The organism is Xanthomonas sp. PPL134 (assembly GCF_040595915.1).
GTDB lineage: Bacteria > Pseudomonadota > Gammaproteobacteria > Xanthomonadales > Xanthomonadaceae > Xanthomonas_A > Xanthomonas_A indica.
In genome coordinates this window covers 434,677-453,682 of sequence record NZ_JAMDLL010000002.1, presented here as the reverse complement: position 1 = coordinate 453,682, position 19,006 = coordinate 434,677, and the positions used below count along the sequence as shown (strand labels likewise).

At 70.5% G+C, this 19,006-nt stretch carries 16 protein-coding genes and 1 pseudogene; 8 read left to right on the top strand and 9 right to left on the bottom strand.

The genetic code is table 11. The features are described 5' to 3' along the window. Positions 1 to 148: 148 nt before the first annotated feature. Positions 149 to 931, bottom strand: coding sequence for a hypothetical protein (locus M3U25_RS07565; RefSeq protein WP_355496719.1), 783 nt, complete (start codon positions 929 to 931; stop codon positions 149 to 151). Continuing rightward, the gene (locus M3U25_RS07560; protein WP_355496722.1) at positions 928 to 1,461 is read right to left on the bottom strand and encodes an RNA polymerase sigma factor; all 534 of its coding nucleotides are present in this window, start codon (positions 1,459 to 1,461) and stop codon (positions 928 to 930) included. The genes M3U25_RS07565 and M3U25_RS07560 overlap by 4 nt, the downstream gene beginning before the upstream one ends. Before the next feature lie 108 nt (positions 1,462 to 1,569). Between M3U25_RS07560 and M3U25_RS07555 the strand changes: the two genes are divergently transcribed. Both M3U25_RS07555 and M3U25_RS07550 read left to right on the top strand, forming a co-directional pair. Next, a complete protein-coding gene (locus M3U25_RS07555) occupies positions 1,570 to 2,844 on the top strand; it encodes a S8 family serine peptidase (RefSeq protein ID WP_355496726.1) in 1,275 nt (424 codons plus the stop codon). A gap of 104 nt (positions 2,845 to 2,948) precedes the next feature. Beyond that, entirely contained in the window at positions 2,949 to 3,734 is a 786-nt protein-coding gene (locus tag M3U25_RS07550) for a hypothetical protein (protein WP_355496729.1), read from the top strand. 180 nt (positions 3,735 to 3,914) lie between these two features. Here the strand turns inward: M3U25_RS07550 and M3U25_RS07545 are convergent, their stop codons facing one another. Beyond that, positions 3,915 to 6,101, bottom strand: a complete 2,187-nt coding sequence (locus tag M3U25_RS07545) for a M3 family metallopeptidase (RefSeq protein ID WP_355496732.1) — start codon at positions 6,099 to 6,101, stop codon at positions 3,915 to 3,917. A gap of 326 nt (positions 6,102 to 6,427) precedes the next feature. Here M3U25_RS07545 and M3U25_RS07540 point away from each other — a divergent pair, with 326 nt between their 5' ends. After that, positions 6,428 to 6,919, top strand: a complete 492-nt coding sequence (locus M3U25_RS07540; protein ID WP_242160489.1) for a glutathione peroxidase — start codon at positions 6,428 to 6,430, stop codon at positions 6,917 to 6,919. 250 nt (positions 6,920 to 7,169) lie between these two features. Here M3U25_RS07540 and M3U25_RS07535 read toward each other — a convergent pair whose 3' ends face one another. The 3 genes from M3U25_RS07535 to M3U25_RS07525 form a co-directional block, all read right to left on the bottom strand. Continuing rightward, complete coding sequence (locus tag M3U25_RS07535) at positions 7,170 to 7,949, bottom strand: ferredoxin--NADP reductase (protein WP_026143480.1); 780 nt, start codon at positions 7,947 to 7,949, stop codon at positions 7,170 to 7,172. Positions 7,950 to 8,053: 104 nt separating this feature from the next. Further along, a complete protein-coding gene (locus M3U25_RS07530) occupies positions 8,054 to 8,452 on the bottom strand; it encodes a hypothetical protein (RefSeq protein ID WP_355496736.1) in 399 nt (132 codons plus the stop codon). Between the two features lie 28 nt (positions 8,453 to 8,480). Beyond that, positions 8,481 to 10,364 carry an ABC transporter ATP-binding protein gene (locus M3U25_RS07525; RefSeq protein WP_355496739.1) on the bottom strand — a complete coding sequence of 628 codons (1,884 nt, stop codon included), beginning with the start codon at positions 10,362 to 10,364 and terminating at the stop codon, positions 8,481 to 8,483. Positions 10,365 to 10,513: 149 nt separating this feature from the next. On the opposite strand from M3U25_RS07525, the gene M3U25_RS07520 reads away from it, so the two are divergent. Next, a complete protein-coding gene (locus M3U25_RS07520; RefSeq protein WP_355496742.1) occupies positions 10,514 to 10,774 on the top strand; it encodes a hypothetical protein in 261 nt (86 codons plus the stop codon). Between the two features lie 128 nt (positions 10,775 to 10,902). On the opposite strand, the gene M3U25_RS07515 is transcribed toward M3U25_RS07520, so the two are convergent. The 3 genes from M3U25_RS07515 to M3U25_RS07505 form a co-directional block, all read right to left on the bottom strand. Next, a complete protein-coding gene (locus M3U25_RS07515; protein ID WP_355496744.1) occupies positions 10,903 to 11,805 on the bottom strand; it encodes an arginine deiminase-related protein in 903 nt (300 codons plus the stop codon). 361 nt (positions 11,806 to 12,166) lie between these two features. Next, the gene (locus tag M3U25_RS07510) at positions 12,167 to 12,607 is read right to left on the bottom strand and encodes a carboxymuconolactone decarboxylase family protein (protein WP_355496747.1); all 441 of its coding nucleotides are present in this window, start codon (positions 12,605 to 12,607) and stop codon (positions 12,167 to 12,169) included. A gap of 84 nt (positions 12,608 to 12,691) precedes the next feature. Continuing rightward, positions 12,692 to 13,570, bottom strand: coding sequence for an RNA polymerase sigma-70 factor (locus M3U25_RS07505; protein WP_355496750.1), 879 nt, complete (start codon positions 13,568 to 13,570; stop codon positions 12,692 to 12,694). A 101-nt stretch (positions 13,571 to 13,671) separates the two neighbouring features. Here M3U25_RS07505 and M3U25_RS07500 point away from each other — a divergent pair, with 101 nt between their 5' ends. The 4 genes and pseudogenes from M3U25_RS07500 to M3U25_RS07485 all read left to right on the top strand — a co-directional run bounded on the left by M3U25_RS07500 (position 13,672) and on the right by M3U25_RS07485 (position 18,795). Continuing rightward, positions 13,672 to 15,192 carry a fumarate hydratase gene (locus M3U25_RS07500; RefSeq protein WP_019799126.1) on the top strand — a complete coding sequence of 507 codons (1,521 nt, stop codon included), beginning with the start codon at positions 13,672 to 13,674 and terminating at the stop codon, positions 15,190 to 15,192. Positions 15,193 to 15,301: 109 nt separating this feature from the next. Beyond that, complete coding sequence (locus tag M3U25_RS07495) at positions 15,302 to 15,937, top strand: glutathione S-transferase family protein (protein ID WP_242160482.1); 636 nt, start codon at positions 15,302 to 15,304, stop codon at positions 15,935 to 15,937. A gap of 380 nt (positions 15,938 to 16,317) precedes the next feature. Then, positions 16,318 to 16,707, top strand: coding sequence for a DUF2946 family protein (locus M3U25_RS07490; protein ID WP_355496754.1), 390 nt, complete (start codon positions 16,318 to 16,320; stop codon positions 16,705 to 16,707). A 35-nt stretch (positions 16,708 to 16,742) separates the two neighbouring features. Next, a pseudogene (locus M3U25_RS07485) lies at positions 16,743 to 18,795 on the top strand (TonB-dependent copper receptor). Positions 18,796 to 19,006 lie beyond the last annotated feature (211 nt).

Below are 19,006 nucleotides of genomic sequence, written 5' to 3'. Positions count from 1 at the left end.
ACCTCGAAGACATCGCGTCCGCGGCAATCGAGCGGGATGCGATCTGCGCCTGTCGCGGCTGAAGCCGCTCCTACGGGACGCGTTCCGGCATGATCCAGAGATACGAAGGCGCGTTGTCCGGCCGAGCAGTCAGGGCGTCGGGCTGTTGCTAGCGCCAGCCGTGCGCACGTGCGCGCTGCTCGCCGTCTGCATCCAGCGCCTCGCCCGCGATGCGCGCATCCACCGCCTGCAGCACCGCGGCCGGCATCGGGCTGGCCGCCATGCGCATGCCGCCGCCACCGCCGCCCTCGTCGGCGGGCACCAGCAGTTCCACCCGCCATGCGCTGTTGCGCTGGCAGGCCAGGCCGGCGCTGGCGCGCGGCACGGTGAAGGTGCGGCAGTAATGGCCGTCGCGATCGCGGAAGCTCAGGCCGATGCGCACGCTGCCCTGGGGCTGGCCGGATAGTTGCTGCGTGAGCGCCCGCGCCAGCGCGCCTTCGGCAACACCGCCCTGGGTTGCCGCGACCATCGGGCCGGGCGCGGCACCCTGCGGCAATTGCCGCTGCGTGATCCACAGCCCCAGCAGCAGTGCCGCCGCCAACGCCGCCGGCAGCGCCCAGCGGCGGCGCGCCCGCGGCCGCAGCGGCGTCGGCCGGCTCGCCTGCGCCGTCGCATGGATGGGTGAGGGCGGCAGTGCCGCGACAGCGGCGTCCTGGCTGGGCGTGTCGGTCGGCCGTGCGCGCGCAGCGGCGAGCAGGCGCGCGGGCACGGCTTCGTCCAGCACCGGGGCGAAGCCGGCGCGCAGCCGTGCCTGCAGGCTGCGCAGCCGCTCCAGCGCCTGCGCCAGCTGCGGGTCGGTGCGCAGCGCCGCTTCCACTTGCGCGGCCTGCGCCGGCTCCAGTTCGCCGTCGGCGTAGGCCTGCAGGGTGAGTGTGTCGATGCTGGTGTTCATGCGGTCGCCTCCAGTGACGCCTGCAGGGCCTCGCGCCCGCGCGCGAGCCGGCTGGTGAGTGTGCCCAGCGGAATCTCCAGCACCGCTGCGGCATCCTTGTAGGACAGGCCTTCGATCAGCACCAGCGCGATCGCCAGGCGCTGTTCCTCGGGCAGGGCGGCCATCGCGGTCTGCACCGCCATCCAGTCCTGCTGCCGCTCCAGCGGCGTGTCGCCGACGTGTTCGCCCTCGGCGGCATCGACGAACACGTGTCGCCGTCGCCGCTGCGCCCGCACTTCGTCGATCCAGGCGTGGCGGATGATGCCGTACAGCCAGTACTGCAGCGGCGTCTCCGGCCGCCATTGCGCGGCACGGCGCAGCGCGCGTTCGATCGCGATCTGCAGCAGGTCGTCGGCATCCTCGCGCTGGCCGGCAACGGCACGCGCAAAGCGCCGCAGTTGCGGCAGCAGGGTGCAGATGCCGTCGCCGACGGCGGCCGTGGGATCGCCTTGCATGTGGGGGGTACGTTCGGCGGAGGCGTTTTCTTCCATGGGCGCGGCGCGGCGTTCACGGCGGGTCGGGATGGCAGGATTAGTGTGGCACGCCAACAGGGGCGGACAACGGAGCGGGGCATGGCGACGGGTAGGCGAATGCGCTGGATGGCCGTGGCATGGCTGGCGGTGGCGACACCGGCGCTGGCGCAGCTGGCGCTGCCATCGGCCGGCGGCCTGGTGCAGGACGTCACCCAGGGCATGCACAGCGGCATGGATCGGCTGGGGCAATCGATGCAGGACGCGCGCGGCGACCTCGAACGGCTGCGCCTGAAGCGCCTGCAGGCGTTGCTGCGCAGCGATCCGCGCGGGCTGGAGCGCGACGAGGGCGGCGCCGTGGTGATGCGCGGGCAGGTGGTGGCGCTGGAACCGGACGCGGCCGCGCTGCAGGCGGCACAGGCGGCCGGCTTCGCGGTGCTGGAGCAGCGCAGCTTCGGCGAATTCGGCCTGCGCCTGGTGGTGCTGCAGGTGCCGTCGGGCCTGTCCACGCGCCGCGCCCTGCTGCAATTGCGCGAGCGCGATCCGCAGGGCGATTACGACTACAACCACGTCTACAGCGGATCGGCGGCGACGTCGCCTGCGCCGGCACCGGCCGGCGCATCCGCTGGTCCAGCGGCCGCGGCTGCCGCGCCAGGCAACTTCGTGGTCGGCCTGATCGACAGCGGCGTGGACGCGGCGCATCCGGCGCTGGCCGGCGTGCAGGTACAGGCCTGGGGCTGCGACGGGCAGGTCCGCGCGCAGCCGCACGGCACGGCGGTCGCTTCGTTGCTGGCCGGACGCGCGGTGGCGCACGGGCCGTTCGCGCGCACGCTGTACGCGGCCGACATCTACTGCGGGCAGGCCGACGGCGGCACCGTGGTCGAGTTGGTCGGGGCGTTGGCCTGGATGGCGCAGCACCAGGTCCCGGTCATCAACATCAGCCTGATCGGCGGCGCCAACCGCGCCCTGCAGCTCGCCGTGCAACGCATGCTCGCGCGCGGGCACGTGCTGGTCGCGGCGGTCGGCAACGACGGCCCGGCGGCACCGCCGCTGTATCCCGCGGCCTATCCTGGCGTCATTGGCGTCACCGCGGTGGATGCACGGGCACGCGTGTTGCCGGAGGCCGGGCGTGGGCCGCAGGTGGCTTTCGCCGCGGTCGGCGAATTGATCGCGGCGGCGCCGCAGGGCCGTTGGCAGAAGCAGCGCGGCACGTCTTTCGCCGCGCCGCTGGTGGCGCGGCTGGCGGCACAGGCGTTGCCGCAGCCGGATCCGCAGGCGGCCGCGCAGGTGCGCACGCAGTTGCAGGCGCAGGCGCGCGACCTCGGTGCGCCCGGCACCGATCCGGTGTATGGCGCCGGCCTGCTCGGCGCGGACCTGGCGCTGCAGCGCGCGCCGGGCGGCTGAACGCATTCTGTCTGCGCCCGTGGCGGCGGGGATGTTCTGCGCCGTTCGATGCGTAGGACCAGATGAGAGCCGCAGATGGCCTGCGGCGACACGAGGAGAACGCGATGAACGGCAAGACTCTGTTGGCGAGCGCGATGCTGGTGGCGTCGGTGGCGTTGACCCCGGGTGTGGCCGGCGCGCAGGTGCTGGGCGGTGCGGGCAGCGTGGGCGGTGCGGTCAACGGCAGCCTGGGCGGCTTGGGCGGCGGCAGCCTCGGGGGCAACGGCATGGGCGCCGGCCGCCTGGACGCCGGAGTCCCGCTGGACCGCGCGCGCAGCGGGATCGAGCAACAGTCGCAGCGTGCGCGCATGGCGGCGCAGCGGGCGGCGGCACGTGGCGCCGCCACTGCGGATGGCGCGGCGCAAACTGCCGGCTCCGCGGTGAACGAGGGCCGCACGCTGGCCGGGAATACGGCCGCCAGCGGCAGTGCGGCGGCACGCAGCGCTGCCGCCGGCGCGATGGGCCAGGCCGACGGCGCGCTCGGCGCGGCGACCAGCGCGGCCAACCCCGCGACGGCGGTGTCGACCGCCGGCAGTGTCGCCGGTGCAGTCGATGGCGTGACCGGTAACGCTGCGGGTGCGGCGAGCGCGGCCGGCAGCGGCAGCGGCAACGGCGCCGCCAGCGGCGGCAGCCTGCCGACGGTGCCGGCCCTGTCCGGCAGCGGCAGTGCCAGCGGTGCGGCCAGTGGTAGCGCGTCGCACAGCGCGGGCACGCACGGCGGGTCGGTGTCGGGTCAGGCGGGTGCGGGCGGCCAGGGCGGCGCGCAGGCCGGCCATGGTCAGGCGCAGGGGCAGGCCAGCGGCAATGCGTCGGTGGGTGCCAGCATCAACGCCTCCAGCGACAGCCAGTAAGCCGCCGACGGCCGCGCGCGACGCAACACGCGTCGCCATCGCGACGGCAGGCTGAAAAACACGACGCCCGGCTGAGCCGGGCGTCGTGCGTATCGGGTGATGCGGTTGGTCGCGGGTGGAGGTGCTGCGCTGTTGCCGCGACCGGGCGGCACGGCCGCATGGGCCGTGCCGCGGCGCGCCTCAGCGGGCGCTGGGCGTGGTGGCCGGCGCGGCGTTGAGGCCGCGCTTCTCCAGCAAGGGCTCGATCTGCGGGGCGTGCCCGGCGAAGTCCTGGAACAACTGCATCGCATCCACGCTGCCGCCGCGCGAAAGCAGCGTCTTGCGGAAGCGGTCGCCGTTGGCGCGGCTCAGCCCGCCGTGCTGCTTGAACCACTGCTGGGTGTTGGCGTCCAGCACCTCGGACCAGATGTAGGCGTAATAGCCGGCCGCGTAGCCGCCCATGATGTGGCTGAAGTACGGCGTGCGGTAGCGCGGCGGCACCGGCGCGTAGGCGATGCCGTCGGCGGCCAGCGCCTTGGCCTCGAAGTCCATCACGCCCGAGGCCGGCGGCACCTGACCGGGGCTGAGCTGGTGCCAGCGCTGATCCAGCATGGCCGCGCCCAGGTACTCGGTGGTGGCGAAGCCCTGGTTGAACTTGGCGGTGGCCACCACCTTGTCCAGCAGCGCCTGCGGCATCGGCGCGCCGCTCTGATAGTGCTTGGCGTAGTGCTTGAGGATGGCCGGATCGTCGGCCCACATCTCGTTGACCTGCGAGGGGAACTCGACGAAGTCGCGCGGCACGCTGGTGCCGGAGAAGTAGGGGTACTTCACGTTCGAGAACATGCCGTGCAGCGCATGGCCGAACTCGTGGAACGCGGTGGTGACCTCGTCCCAGGTCAGCAGGGTCGGTTGCCCGGCCGGCGGCTTGGGGATGTTGAGGTGGTTGGCGACCACCGGCTTGTCGCCGGTCAGCGCCGACTGCGACACGTAGGAGCTCATCCAGGCACCGCCGCGCTTGGACTCGCGCGCGTACATGTCGGCGATGAAGATCGCCAACTGGCTGCCGTCGGCGTCGAACACGTCGTAGACCAGCACGTCGTCGCGGTAGGTCGGCAGGTCGGTGCGCTGCTTGAAGGTCAGCCCGTACTCCTGGTTGGCGGCGTAGAACACGCCGTTTTCCAGCACGTTCTTCAGTTCGAAGTAGGGCTTGAGCTGGGCCTCGTCGAAGTCGTACTTGGCCTGGCGCACCTTCTCGGTGTAGTAGGCCCAGTCCCAGGCTTCGAGCTTGAAGCTCGGCTTGCCGGCGGCCTTTTGCTCCTGGTCGATCATCGCCTGCAGGTCGGCGGCCTCGCGCTTGGCGTTGGCCACCGCGGCCGGCGCCAGCTTGCCGAGCATGGCGTTGACCGCTTCAGGGGTCTTGGCGGTCTGGGTTTCCAGCGAGTAGGTGGCGTGGTTCGGGTAGCCGAGCAGCTTGGCGCGGTCGGCGCGCAGGGTCATGATCCGCGACACCAGCGCGGTGTTGTCGTACGGGCCGCCGTGGCTGCCGCGCGACACCGAGGCTTCGTAGATCTTCTGCCGCAGCGCGCGGTCCTTGAGCTGTGCCAGCGGCGGCTGGCCGGTGGTGTTGAGCAGGGCGATCACGTACTTGCCGTCGAGCTTGCGCGCCTTGGCCGCTTCGGCGGCTGCGGCGATCTGCGCGTCGGACAGGCCGTCGAGCTGCTTGACGTCGTCCACCACCACCGCCGCGGCGTTCACTTCGGCCAGCACGTTCTGGCTGAACTTGGTGCCCAGCTCGGCCAGTTCGGCGTTCATCGCCTTGAGCTTGGCCTTGTCGGCGTCGCCGAGCTTGGCGCCGTCGCGGACGAAGTCGCTGTGGTACTTCTCGATCAGGCGCACGCCTTCCGCGTCCAGGCCGAGCTGGTTGCGGGTGTCGTACAGCGTCTGGATGCGCGCGAACAGCTTGGGATTGAGCGCGATCGCATCGCGGTGCGCGGCCAGCTTGCCGGCGTACTCGGCCTGCAGTGTCTTGCGCGTGTCGTTGGTGTCGGCACCGACCAGGTTGAAGAACACGGTGGTGGCGCGATCCAGCACCTGCCCGCTCTTCTCCATCGCCACGATGGTGTTGTCGAAGGTCGGCTTGGCGGTCTGATCGGCGATGGCCTGCATTTCCTGCAGCTGCTGCGCCATGCCGGCGTCGAACGCAGGCGCGAAATCGCTGTCCTTGATCTTGTCGAACTGCGGGTAGTGCAGCGGCAGCGGGCTTTCGGCGAAGAACGGGTTGGCCTGCGTGGCCGCGGTGGTGGCGGTGGGCGTGGTGGCCGGAGCGGCGTAGGCGGGCATGGCGAGTCCGAGCGTGGCGGCGAGGGCAAGGGCGAGGCGAGAGGTCATCAAGCGGTATCCGCAATCGTGGTGATCCGGCAGGCTACCCCAGGCCGGCAGGCGTGACCCGTGACGAAAGCCATGGGAGCGTTGCAGCATCCGCGCGTGTTACTCGAGGCTTTGCGGCATCTGGCGTGAACGTTGATGCAGTGCGCTCTCCGGCACCGCTATGAGTCGGTGCAGGCGCGTATGGGGGGAGCTGGCAGCGTGTTGTGTTCGTCCGTGCGGGCGACACGGACGCGCGCGTAGGGCCGGCAGTTGGCGATGCCTGCGGCCACCGCGTAGCATCGCGCCGAACCCGCGCCGCAGCGGCGCGCCGCGCCTCAAGGATCCACATGGATACGCCGACCACCGCCTACGCCTTCACCGCGACCACGCTGGATGGACAGGCGCAGCCGCTCGCCGAGTACGCCGGCAAGGTGCTGCTGATCGTCAACGTCGCCTCCAAGTGTGGCTTCACCCCGCAGTACGCCGGGTTGCAGGCGCTGTGGCAGCGCTATCGCGATCGCGGCTTGGTGGTGCTGGGCTTTCCCTGCGATCAGTTCGGCCATCAGGAACCGGGCGATGCCGCGGAAATCCGCCAGTTCTGTTCGCTCAGTTACGACATCGATTTCCCGATGTTCGCCAAGGTGCAGGTCAACGGCGACGGCGCGCATCCGCTGTGGCGCTGGCTCAAGCAGCAGAAATCCGGGCTGCTCGGCATCGCCGCGATCAAGTGGAATTTCAGCAAGTTCCTGGTCGGTCGCGATGGCCAGGTGCTGGCGCGTTATGCGCCGACCGACAAGCCGGAAGCGCTGGCCGACGCTATCGAGCGGGCGCTGGGCTAACGATTCGGCCGAGGACGCTCGGCGTGGTCTCGAATGCTGGGATGCTTGCTTTTGTGGGAGGGACTTCAGTCCCGACGCGTTTAGCTGAAAAGCGTCGGGACTGAAGTCCCTCCCACAGTATTTCGCCACTATTCGCTTTGACCTGCCGTCGTGTCGCTTATGCCGGTAGGAGCGGCTTCAGCCGCGACGCTTTACCGGTAACGCCCGTCGCGGCTGAAGCCGTTCCTACGACGGGAGAAGTGCAGCCCCGTCACTTCTCGACGAACGCGCGCTCGAACACGTAGTGTCCCGGCGAACCGATGCGCGGCGAGGCGACGAAGCCGCGGGCGTCCAGGGTGTGGCGCAGGTCGGCCAGCATCTGCGGACTGCCGCAGATCATCGCGCGGTCATGTTCCGGATTCAGCGGCGGCAGGCCCAGGGTGCGCTGCATCTCGCCGCTCTCGAGCAATTCGGTGAGGCGGCCGCGGTTGCGGAAGTCCTCGCGGGTCACCGCCGGGTAGTACAGCAGCTTCTCGCGGATGGTCTCGCCCAGGAACTCGTGCTGCGGCAGTTCCTTCTCGAAATAGTCGCGGTAGGCCAGGTCCTTCTCGAAGCGCACGCCATGGGTGAGGATCACCTTGTCGAAGCGCTCGTAGGTTTCCGGATCCTTGATCACCGACAGCCACGGCGCCAGGCCGGTGCCGGTACCCAGCAGGTACAGGTGGCGGCCCGGGTGCAGGTCGCTGATCAGCAGGGTGCCGGTGGGCTTCTTGCCGACCAGCACCGAGTCGCCGGGCTTGATGTGCTGCAGGCGCGAGGTCAGCGGGCCGTCCGGCACCTTGATGCTGAAGAACTCCAGTTGCTCTTCCCAGTTGGCGCTGGCGATGGAATAGGCGCGCAGCAGCGGCCGCGTCTCCGTCTCCAGGCCGATCATCACGAACTGGCCGTTGTCGAAACGGAAGCCGTCGTTGCGGGTGGTGGTGAAGCTGAAGTAGTCCTCGGTCCAGTGGCGGACATCGAGCACCGTTTCGGGGCCAAAAGCGGAAGACATGCCGTTGATCGTGATGGGGAAGGAACGGCGGCCATTCTACCCCATGCGGGTTCAAATGAGATCAACTCTCATTTGTGGTGCCGTGCCGATCCTGGCGAAGCGGCTCACTTCTCGAACGAGACCTCGTAGGACAGGTACAGCGGTGCCTGCGGCGGCGCCAGCAGCGGACGTTGGCGCAGGAAGCGCTCCAGGCACAGCGCGAGCGGGGTGGTGCCGTTGCGCCAACTGGCGCCGACGCTGCCGTCGGCCTGCACCTGCACCACCACGGTGAACGGCGAGGTGTCCGGGCGCGGCGTGGCGCAACTGGCCACGCCCTCGTCCAGCGCCGCGCGCTGCAGGGTCTGCAGGCGTTCCTCCATCGCCGCCGGCAGGCCGGCCTCGTCGCGGTCGGCCAGGGCCTTGGCCGCGGCGTAGTCGGAGGGCGCCGGCGTGTCCGCGGCGGGAGCGGCAACGGCCGGGACGGCGAGGGCGGCGGCGAACAGACAGGGCAGGGTGCGGAGCATGGCGGCGTCGGGAGGGGGCGGACCAGGCTCAACGATACCCAGCGGCCTGCAATTCGAACAGTTCCGCGTAGCGGCCGCCCTGCGCCATCAGTTCGTCGTGGGTGCCGCTGGCCTCGATCCGGCCGTCGGCCAGGACCAGGATGCGGTCGGCCATGCGCACGCTGGAGAAGCGGTGCGAGATCAGCACCGCGGTACGGTTGTCGGACAGCTCCTTGAAGCGCTGGAACACCTCGAACTCGCTGCGCGCGTCCAGCGCGGCGGTCGGCTCGTCGAGGATCATCACCTGCGCGTCGCGCATGTAGGCCCGGGCGATGGCGATCTTCTGCCACTGCCCGCCGGACAGGTCCACGCCGGTCTTGAAGCGGCGCCCGATCACCTGCGCGTAGCCCTGCGGCAGGCCGTCGATCAGCTCTGCAGCCATCGCCCGTTGCGCGGCGGCGCGGATCCGCGGCGCGTCGTCCAGCGCGTCGACCTGGCCGACGCCGATGTTCTCGCCGGCGCTGAAGTGATAGCGCACGAAATCCTGGAAGATCACCCCGAGGTTGGCGCGCAGGTCGTCCAGGTCGTAGTCGCGCAGGTCGCGCCCGTCGAGCAGGATGCGGCCCTCGTCCGGGTCGTACAGCCGCGCCAGCAGCTTGACCAGGGTGGTCTTGCCGGCGCCGTTCTCGCCGACCAGGGCCAGCACTTCGCCGGCGCGCAGGGCGAAGTCCAGGTGCCGCACCGCCCATTGCTCGGCGTCCGGGTAGCGGAAGCCGACGTTCTCGAACACGAAGCCCTGCACGATCGGCCGCGGGACCGGCACCGCGCCGGGGCGGGTGCGGATCTCCGGGACGATGCGGAAGAACGAGTACAGGTCGTCCAGGTACAGCGCCTGCCCGGCCACCTGCGAGAAGCCGATCAGCAGCCCCTCCAGCAACTGCCGCAGGCGCAGGAAGCTGCCGGCCAGGAAGGTCAGGTCGCCGATGCTGAAGTCGCCGCGCACGGTGCGCCAGGCGATGTAGCCGTAGGCGCCGTAGTAGCCCAGCGTGCCCAGCGCCGCCAGCAGCGTGCCCCACAGCATGCGCTTGCGTGCCAGCGCGCGGTTGGCCTGGAAGTAGCGATCGGCCAGGGCGCGGTAGCGCGCGATCAGGAAGTTGTGCAGGTTGAAGATCTTCACTTCCTTGGCGGTCTCGACGCTGGCGCCGAGCTGGCGCAGGTAGTCGAGCTGGCGGCGTTCGGCCGTCCACTGGAAGTTGAGCGAGTAGCCCAGTGCGTTGAAGTGCGCCTCGCCGATGAAGGCCGGCACCAGCGCCACCGCCAGCAGGGCGATGAGCCAGGGCGCGTAGACCAGCAGGCCGACCGCGAAGCTGACCACGGTGATCGCGTCCTGCACCTGGCCGAACAACTGGCTCATCAGGTTCATGCGGCCCATGGTCTGGCGCCGCGCGCGGTCCAGCCGGTCCTGTTGTTCCGGATCCTCGAAATCCTCCAGGTCCAGTTGCGCGGCGTGCTCCATCAACTGCACGCTGGTGGTGTTGTTGAACAGCTCCGACAGCAGCGTGTCGGCATAGCTGACCAGCCGCCCGAGCAGGTCCGAGGCGATCGCCAGCGCCAGTTCCAGGGCCAGCAGTTCCAGCAGCCGGTTCAGGCGGCCGCTGGCCAGGGCCTGGCCCAGCGCGTCGAAGCCGGGCGATTGCCCGACCAGGTGGATCGCCTCGTCGATGATCAGCTTGCCGACGTACAGCGAGGCCACCGGCAGCAGCGCGCGGATCACGCGCAAGCCGATGCTGCTGAGCGTCAGCCAGCGGCTGGTCTGCCAGATCTGGCGCAGGAACGGCGGCAGGTTGCGCATCGCGTCGAAGCGCTCGCGCAGGCTCGGGCCGGTGCGGGGCGCGGTGCGGGCGCCGCCATGAGAAGGGGAAGAAGATGCCATCGGCGCATTGTGCCGGGGGCGGGTGTGGGCGGGGAGTGTGGGCCGCGCCGCGACGAAGGTTGCACCGTCGCTGACCCGGGTGGCTGGCGCGCGCTTTCTGAGGGCGGGGCATGGGGTAGCCTTGTCGACGTCCAGCCGAGGCCCTTGCCATGTTCGATCCTGTCGCGCGTGCCGTCGCCCGACTGCGCGCGCACCTGCGGTCGTGGCGCGAACTGCTCGGTTGCGCGGCGTTTGTCCTGGTCGCCGCCGCGCTGCTGCGGTGGGGCGACGCGACCCTGGTGGTGTTGATGCTGTCGTATGTCGTCTTCGCGATCGGCTACAGCCTGTTTCGCCTGTTCGGCGGTCGCGGCAGCATCGACCTCGGTCAGCTATGGCGCGATGTGCTCGATGCGGTGCTCAGTCTGGGCTGATCGTGTGTTGCTGCGGTCGCTCTGCTTGGCGCGACGGCCTTGGCATGCGTTGTCCCGCACCCTCACCCCAACCCCTCTCCCGGTGGGAGAGGGGCTGATCGCGGCGTCTTGCGGGGGCCTCTTTCGGGTTATTCGTCCAGCCGCAGTGTCAGGCACTTGGCGGCGCCGCCGGCCTTGAGGAATTCGTCCAGCGGGGTCTGCACCACGCGGTAGCCGATCGCGGCCAGGGCGGCGCACAGTTCGGGCGAGGCGCGGTTGAGCAGCAGGGTGTCGTCCAGGTCCACCGCATTGCAGGCGAAGGCGAGGGCGTCGGCCTCGCCGACGACGATGCGCCGCGATGCGGGGATGTGCTGGGCGATCGCCTGCTGCGCGTCGGCATCGAACGCGGCCGGGTAGTACAGCAGGTAGCCGTCGCGCAGCGGGCAGAAGCAGGTGTCCAGGTGATAGAAGCGCGCGTCGACCAGGCGCAGCGGCACCACCTCGATGTCCAGCAGGTCGGTCAGTTCGTGCGCGGCGGCCAGGTCGCTGCGGTGGCCGTGGCCCATCCACAGCCGGCGCGCGCCGCGGTCCAGCAGCGCATCGCCGGCGCCTTCGAAATACACCTGTTCCGGCAGTTCGCGGATGCGCAGGCCGGCCTGGCGGCACCAGGCGGTGAACAAGGCTTCCTCGCCGCGGCGCTCGGCGTGGCGGAAGCGGCTGGGCACGAAGCGGTCGCCGAGCACCAGGCCGGCGTTGGCGCTGAATACCATGTCCGGCAGGCCTGGCGCCGCGGCGATGCAGTCGACGCGGGCACCTGCCGCCTCGGCGGCGGCCACCAGTGCGTTCCACTGCGCCTGCGCGCGCTCGCGGCTGGCGGCGTGGACGTTGCCTTCCATCCAGGGGTTGATCACGTAGTCCACCGCGAAGTGCTGCGGCGCGCACATCAGCAGGCGGTGGCGATGGCCGGCGCCGGTGCGGGACTGCGGCTCGGGGGACGCGAGGGCCAGGTCGGTCTCCTCGGCCAGGCCGCCAGCAAGGACGTTCTCGATCATGCGCGCGCTCCGCGTCGGGGATGCGCGCCACGCTAGCGGCGGCGTGTTGCGGGGACATGTCGGTGGGCGTGTTGCGGGATGATCAGCCATTCGGCTGCTGAAAAGCCGGGGATTCGGGACTGGGGATTCGTGCAAGCAGAACCGCGCGCTCTGTGGGTCTGCCTGCATTGGCGCGCGTGGTCGTGCGTCCAGCGGCGAGCATCCGGGAGTTTTGATGCGGCAGGCATCTTTGCCGACTACGCGATCCTGCCTCCGAATCCGAATCCGAATCCGAATCCGAATCCGAATCCCCAATCCCCAATCCCCAATCCCCAATCCCCAATCCCCAATCCCCAATCCCCAATCCCGGCGCGCAGCGCCTTTACGGCAGTGCCGGCTGCAGTCCCACGCCCAGCCGGTTCCAGGCGTTGATCACCGCCACCGCCATGGTCAGTGCGCTGATCCCGGCCGGGTCGAACTGCGCTGCGAGTGCGTCGTACACGGCCTGCGGCGGCGCGCCGGCGGGCAGCGTGGTCAGCGCCTCGGCCCAGTCCAGCGCGGCGCGCTCGCGGGCATCGAAGAAGCGGCTGTCGCGCCAGGCGGCGAGGGTGTCGAGCTTGCGCGGCTCGGTCCCGGCGCGGCGCAGGGCGGTGGCATGCATGTCGATGCAGTAGGCGCAGCCGTTGAGTTGGGAGACGCGCAGGAACACCAGTTCGGTGAGGGCGCTGCCGAGCGTGCCGCCATGGACCTGCTGGCTGGCGCCGAGCAGGGCGCGGTACGCCTCGGGTTCGTGGCGGGTGTAGTCGATACGGTGGAAGTGCATGGCGGTTCGCTCATGGCGGCCACCATGGCCGCCTTCCCCTCCAGGACGCGGTGGCGCGCGCCGGCGTGACAGCGCCGGCGCAGGTCAGTCGTCGGCGGCAGGCGGCGCCACCGGTACCGGCAGCTTGTCCGGGTTCATCAGGGTCAGCACCTCGGCGATGCGCTCGCCGTCGATCACCAGCACGGTCGCCGAGTGCAGCCGTGGCCCCAGGAAGCGCAGGATCGCCGGTTCGCCGTTGACCGTGCCGATCCGCGCCTGCAGGCCCAGGCTGCGCCGCGCCACGGCCCAGTACAGCCGGCCGATGCGCTCGGCGCCGCGCAAGGGGCGCAGGCTGGCGGTGACCTTGCCGCCGCCGTCGGAGCGCAACTGCGCGTCGGCATGCAGCAGGGCGGTGATGGCGGTGCGGTCGCCGCGCTGCGAGGCGTGCAGGAAGCGCTCCAGCAACTCGCGGTGGCGCTCGGGCGTGACCGCGAAGCGCGCCTGGCCCTGGCCGAGCCGCTCGCGCGCCCGGTGCACCAGTTGCCGGCAGCCGGCCTCGCTGCGCTCCAGGGTGCGGCCGATCTGCGCGTAGTCGTAGTCGAACGCCTCCTTCAGCAGGAACGCGGCGCGCTCGTGCGGGCCGAGCCGCTCCAGCAGCGCCAGGAACGCCAGCGACACCTGTTCGATACGGTCATGGCGCTCGGCCGGGTCGGCGGCGTCGGCGATCTCCAGCGGCTCGGGCAGCCACGGACCGACGTAGTGGACGCGGGCGCTGCGCGCCGCGCGCAGGCGGTCCAGGCCGAGCCGGGTAGTAGCGGTCACCAGCCAGGCTTCGGGGTCGCGGATCGCGCCGCGGTCGCTGGCCTGCCAGCGCAGCCAGGCGTCCTGCACGGTGTCCTCGGCGTCGGCGCGGCTGCCGAGCAGGCGGTAGGCCAGGCCGAACAGCCGGGGGCGGTGGGATTCGAAGGTCGGATCGTGGGTCATGACGACCAGGACGGAACAGGGCGTACCGGCGTGACAGCGGGCGGGGCCGCCACTTTGCCCTAAAATGGGCGGGTTTCCCCCCGCCAGCCGCAGAGCCAGCCGTGACCTCGATCAAGCAGGAAGACCTCATCCAGTCCGTCGCCGACGCGCTGCAGTACATCAGCTACTACCACCCGGTCGACTACATCAAGAACCTGTCCGCGGCCTACGAGCGCGAGCAGTCGCCGGCGGCCAAGGACGCCATCGCGCAGATCCTGATCAATTCGCGCATGTGCGCCGAGGGCCACCGGCCGATCTGCCAGGACACCGGCATCGTCACCGTGTTCCTCGAGATCGGCATGAACGTGCGCTGGGACGACGCCACCATGGGCGTGGAGGACATGGTCAACGAGGGCGTGCGCCGCGCCTACAACCATCCGGACAACAAGCTGCGCGCTTCGGTGCTGGCCGACCCGGCCGGCAAGCGCCAGAACACCAAGGACAACACTCCGGCCGTGGTCAACGTGAAGGTCGTCCCCGGCGACACCGTGGACGTCATCGTCGCGGCCAAGGGCGGCGGCTCGGAGGCCAAGAGCAAGTTCGCCATGCTCAATCCCTCCGACTCCATCGTCGACTGGGTACTCAAGACCGTGCCGACCATGGGCGCCGGCTGGTGCCCGCCGGGCATGCTCGGCATCGGCATCGGCGGCACCGCCGAGAAGGCGATGCTGCTGGCCAAGGAAGCGCTGATGGAGCCGATCGACATCGTCGACCTGCAGGCCCGCGGCGCCTCCAACCGTGCCGAGGAACTGCGCCTGGAGCTGTACGAGAAGGTCAACGCGCTGGGCATCGGCGCGCAGGGCCTGGGCGGCCTGACCACGGTGCTGGACATCAAGGTCAAGGACTACCCGACCCACGCCGCCAACCTGCCGGTGGCGCTGATCCCCAACTGCGCGGCCACCCGCCATGCGCACTTCACCCTGGACGGCAGCGGCGCGGTGATGCTGGATCCGCCCTCGCTGGAAGACTGGCCCACGCTCACCTATAACCCGACCAATGCGCGCCGGGTGAATCTGGACACCATCACCCGCGAGGAAGTTGCCAGCTTCAAGCCGGGCGAGACCATCCTGCTCAACGGCAAGCTGCTGACCGGCCGCGACGCCGCGCACAAGCGCATGATCGACATGCTCAACCGCGGCGAGACGCTGCCGGTGGACTTCACCAACCGCTTCATCTACTACGTCGGCCCGGTCGATCCGGTGCGCGACGAAGTGGTTGGCCCGGCCGGCCCCACCACCGCCACGCGCATGGACAAGTTCACCCGGCAGATGCTGGAGCAGACCGGCCTGCTGGGCATGGTCGGCAAGTCCGAGCGCGGCGATGCGGCGATCGCCGCGATCCGCGACAACAAGGCGGTGTACCTGATGGCAGTCGGCGGCTCGGCCTACCTGGTGTCCAAGGCGATCAAGGCCAGCAAGGTGCTGGCGTTCGAAGACCTGGGCATGGAGGCGATCTACGAGTTTGAGGTCAAGGACATGCCGGTGACCGTGGCGGTCGATGCCAGCGGCGAGTCGGTGCACAAGACCGGCCCGCGCGAGTGGCAGGCCCGCATCGGCAAGATCCCGGTGGTGGTCGAGGCCTGATCGGCGGCAGCGCGAACGCCGGCGAGGATGCCGGCGTTCCGCGCGGCGCTGGCGGCGCGCCGGCGTCGCGGCAATAATCGGCGCTGGTTCCACCTCCGGGGAAAGCGTCGTGTCCATCGTGCTTTATGGTTCGCCCAGTACCGCCTCGTTCGTCGTGCACTGGTTGCTGATCGAACTGCAGGTCGATTTCGAACTGCGCATGCTCGATTTCGAGCGCCAGGAGCAAAAAAGTCCCGAGTATCTGGCGATCAACCCGCAGGGGCGGGTGCCGACCCTGGTGCTGGACGGGCAGGTGCTGACCGAATCGGTCGCCATCGCCATGCATCTGGCCGACCTCTATCCGCATGCCGGCCTGGCGCCGCCGCCGGGCACGCCCGAGCGTGCGGCCTACTACCGCTGGATGCTGTTCGGCGCCTACACCCTGATGCCGGCCTACCGCGCCTGGTTCTACGCCGACGAACCGGCCGGCGCCGACAACGCCGAGCACGTGCGCGCCAACGCCCGCGCGTTCCTGGAAAAGGCCTGGGACGAGGTGGCGACCCAGCTGGAGCAGGGCGGCCCCTATCTGCTCGGCGAACACTGCAGCGCCGCCGACTTCGTGCTGGTCATGCTGATGCGCTGGTCGCGCAACATGCCGCGGCCCACCGACACCTGGCCGGCGCTGAAGGCGCTGGCCGACAGGATGAAGGCGCGCCCGGCGTTCCACGAAGCCTATCGGCGGGAAGGCATTACCGACTGGATGTGAGTGGCGGCGCACAGGCGCCGCGTCGGACGTCAGCGGCCGCAGCGTTGTCTGGCGTCGGTGACCGTGTTTTCCCTGTCCTCGTCCAGGACAACGCGCAGGCGCTCGCGGACGCTGCACTAACGCGTGCTTTTTCCTGGCCTGCGACCTGGGAACGAACCAGTGACGCATGGATCGAAGGCAGGCACGCTGACCGTTCGCGTGGTGTGCCTCGCGCATGGAAGCGCCGGGTAGCGCTGAGCGACGCACGGCGTCGCCGTCCTGCGTCACGTTGTCGCACCCGCCACCACAGTCGGCCCGCCGCCGGCTCTGCCGCCTAGAATGGCCTGGTGTCCGTCCTCCGTGCTCCCGCCCGACTGCGCCGCCTGATGCGCTGGCCCGCCTTGCTGGCCGCGCTGTTGCTGGTGGTCGCGCCGGTGGCCAGCCGCCTGCTCGAGACGGCGGCGCTGCCGGTGCCGTTGTGCACCTCGATCGGATTGCAGGCCGACGCGGACGTGCCGCCGCAGCATGGCGCCGTCCATGCCGGCCACGAAGACGCGTCGGGCGTGCAGCGCGACCATGGCTCGGCGCACGCCGCCTGCGACTACTGCCTGCTCGCCGCACGGCTGTTGCCGTGGCTGGCGATCGTCCTGCTGCTAGCCGCTGCGCTGCCCGCGCCTGCAACCGCGACGCCATTGCGTCATCGCATCCACGCCGCCGTGCGCTGGCGCGCGCACGCCGCGCGCGGACCGCCACTCAATCTCCAGAACGCCCTCCTGCTTCCGGTGCGCTAGGCGCGCCGGCGCCGTTCTTTTCTGGAGTCCAATCCATGTCCCAGTTCCTGCCGTCGCCCGCGCGGGCGGCGTTGTCGTGCTGCATCTTCGCCAGTCTGTTTCCCGCGTCCGGCCATGCCGAGGCGCCCGACGCCACCACCCTCGACCGGATGCAGGTGACCGCCACCGCCCCGGTCGCACCGCTGACCTGGACGGTCGATCCGAAGCTGCCGCGGCAGCCGGTGCCGGCCAGCGATGGCGCCGACTACCTGAAGACCGTGCCCGGCTTCGCCGCGATCCGCAACGGCGGCACCAATGGCGATCCGGTGCTGCGCGGGATGTTCGGCTCGCGGCTCAACGTGCTCAGCAACGACGGCACCCTGGTCGGGGCGTGCCCGGCGCGGATGGACAACGCCTTGTCCTACATCGCCCCGGAAACCTTCGACCGGCTCACCATCGTCAAGGGCCCGCAGACCGTGCGCTGGGGGCCCGGCGCCTCCGCCGGCACCGTGCGCTTCGAGCGCGACACCCCGCATTACGCCGCCGACGTTGCAAGGCGAGGCCAGTGCGCTGGTCGGCTCCTGGAACCGCAACGACCAGAACCTCGACCTGCGTGGGGGCAACCGCAGCGGCTATGCGCGCGTGGACGCCAACCGCTCCGAGTCCGGCGACTACCGCGACGGCGATGGCGCGGTGGTGCCCTCGCGCTGGCGCAAATGGAATGCCGATGCCGCGGTCGGCTGGACCCCGGACCCGGACACCGTGCTGGAGTTCTCCGCCGGCAGCGGCGATGGCCTGGCGCGCTATGCCGGGCGCAGCATGGACGGCAGCCAGTTCCGCCGCACCAGCTATGCCGCGCGCTTCGAGCGCACCGATCTGCCCGGCGCCTGGGAGGCGTTGCGCGCCAATGCCTATGTCAACGATGCCGACCACGTCATGGACAACTACACGTTGCGCCGGCCCAATCCGCAGTCGGCGATGCCGATGCCGATGGCCTCCAACGTGGACCGGCGTACCCGCGGCGGGCGCGTGGAATCGGAGTGGCGCTGGAACCAGGTCGTGGTCCAGGCCGGCCTCGACACCCAGCAAAGCCGCCACCGCGACCGCAGCGCCAGCGGCGAGGGCATGTACCGGAGCGTGCCGTGGCGGACCGATGCGCGGTTCGACACCCTGGGCGCCTTCACTGAAGCCACCTTCGGCGCCGGCACGGCGCAACGCTGGATCGCCGGCCTGCGCCTGGACCGCGCGCAGGTCGAGGACACCCGCCGCAGCGTCGGCATGATGGGCATGCCCAATCCCACCGCCGGACAGACGCGCCGCGAAGACCTGGGCAGCGGCTTCCTGCGCGTGGAGCGCACCCTCTCGGCCGACACGGTCTGGTATGCCGGCCTCGGCCGCAGCGCACGCATGCCGGACTACTGGGAATTGTTTTCCGCCGACATGGGCCCGAGCGGCGCGGCCAACGCCTTCGCCGGGCTGCGCCCCGAGCGCACCACCCAGCTCGATCTCGGCCTGCAGTACCGCGGCGCGACCGTGCAAGGCTGGGTCTCCGCCTACGCCGGGCGGGTGCAGGACTTCATCCTGTTCACCTATGCCGAGGGCGGGATGATGGGCACCACCACTCGCGTCGACAACGTCGATGCGCGCATCGCCGGCGCCGAGGCGGGACTGGACTGGCAGCCGCTGCCGGGCCTGACCCTCGGCGGCACGCTGGCCTATGCCTGGGGCGAGAACCGCAGCGACGGCACGCCATTGCCGCAGATGCCGCCGCTGGAATCGCGGCTGCAGGTGCAGTGGGAAGGGCAGCGCTGGTCGGCTGGGGCACTGCTGCGCGCGGTCGCGCGGCAGGGTCGGGTGGCGTTGGACCAGGGCAACGTGGTCGGCCGCGACCTCGGCCGCAGCGCCGGTTTCGCCACGCTGGGGCTGAGCGGCGGCTACCGGGTCAGCGAGGGGCTGCGGCTGAGCGCCGGCATCGACAACGTGTTCGACCGGCGCTACAGCGAACATCTCAACCTGGCCGGCAGCGCCGATTTCGGCTTCCCGGCCGACCCGGTGCGCATCGCCGAACCGGGCCGCAACCTGTGGCTGAAGGGCAACTACCGGTTCTGAGCGATCGGCGAGCGCGGCGCGGTCGCGTGGCGGCTGCGCCGCCGTCGGAGTGGGGCGGCGACGCGCCCTCGAAGAGGGCCCATGTGCAGCGCGCATCGCGACCGCGCGTGCGCGAAAAACTAGGAAGTCAGCTTGCGCATGCCGTGGCCGCAGCAACGCGGCACTTCGCGCTGCCGTGCGCGACGGACGCATGGCCAGCGCGCGCGACGCC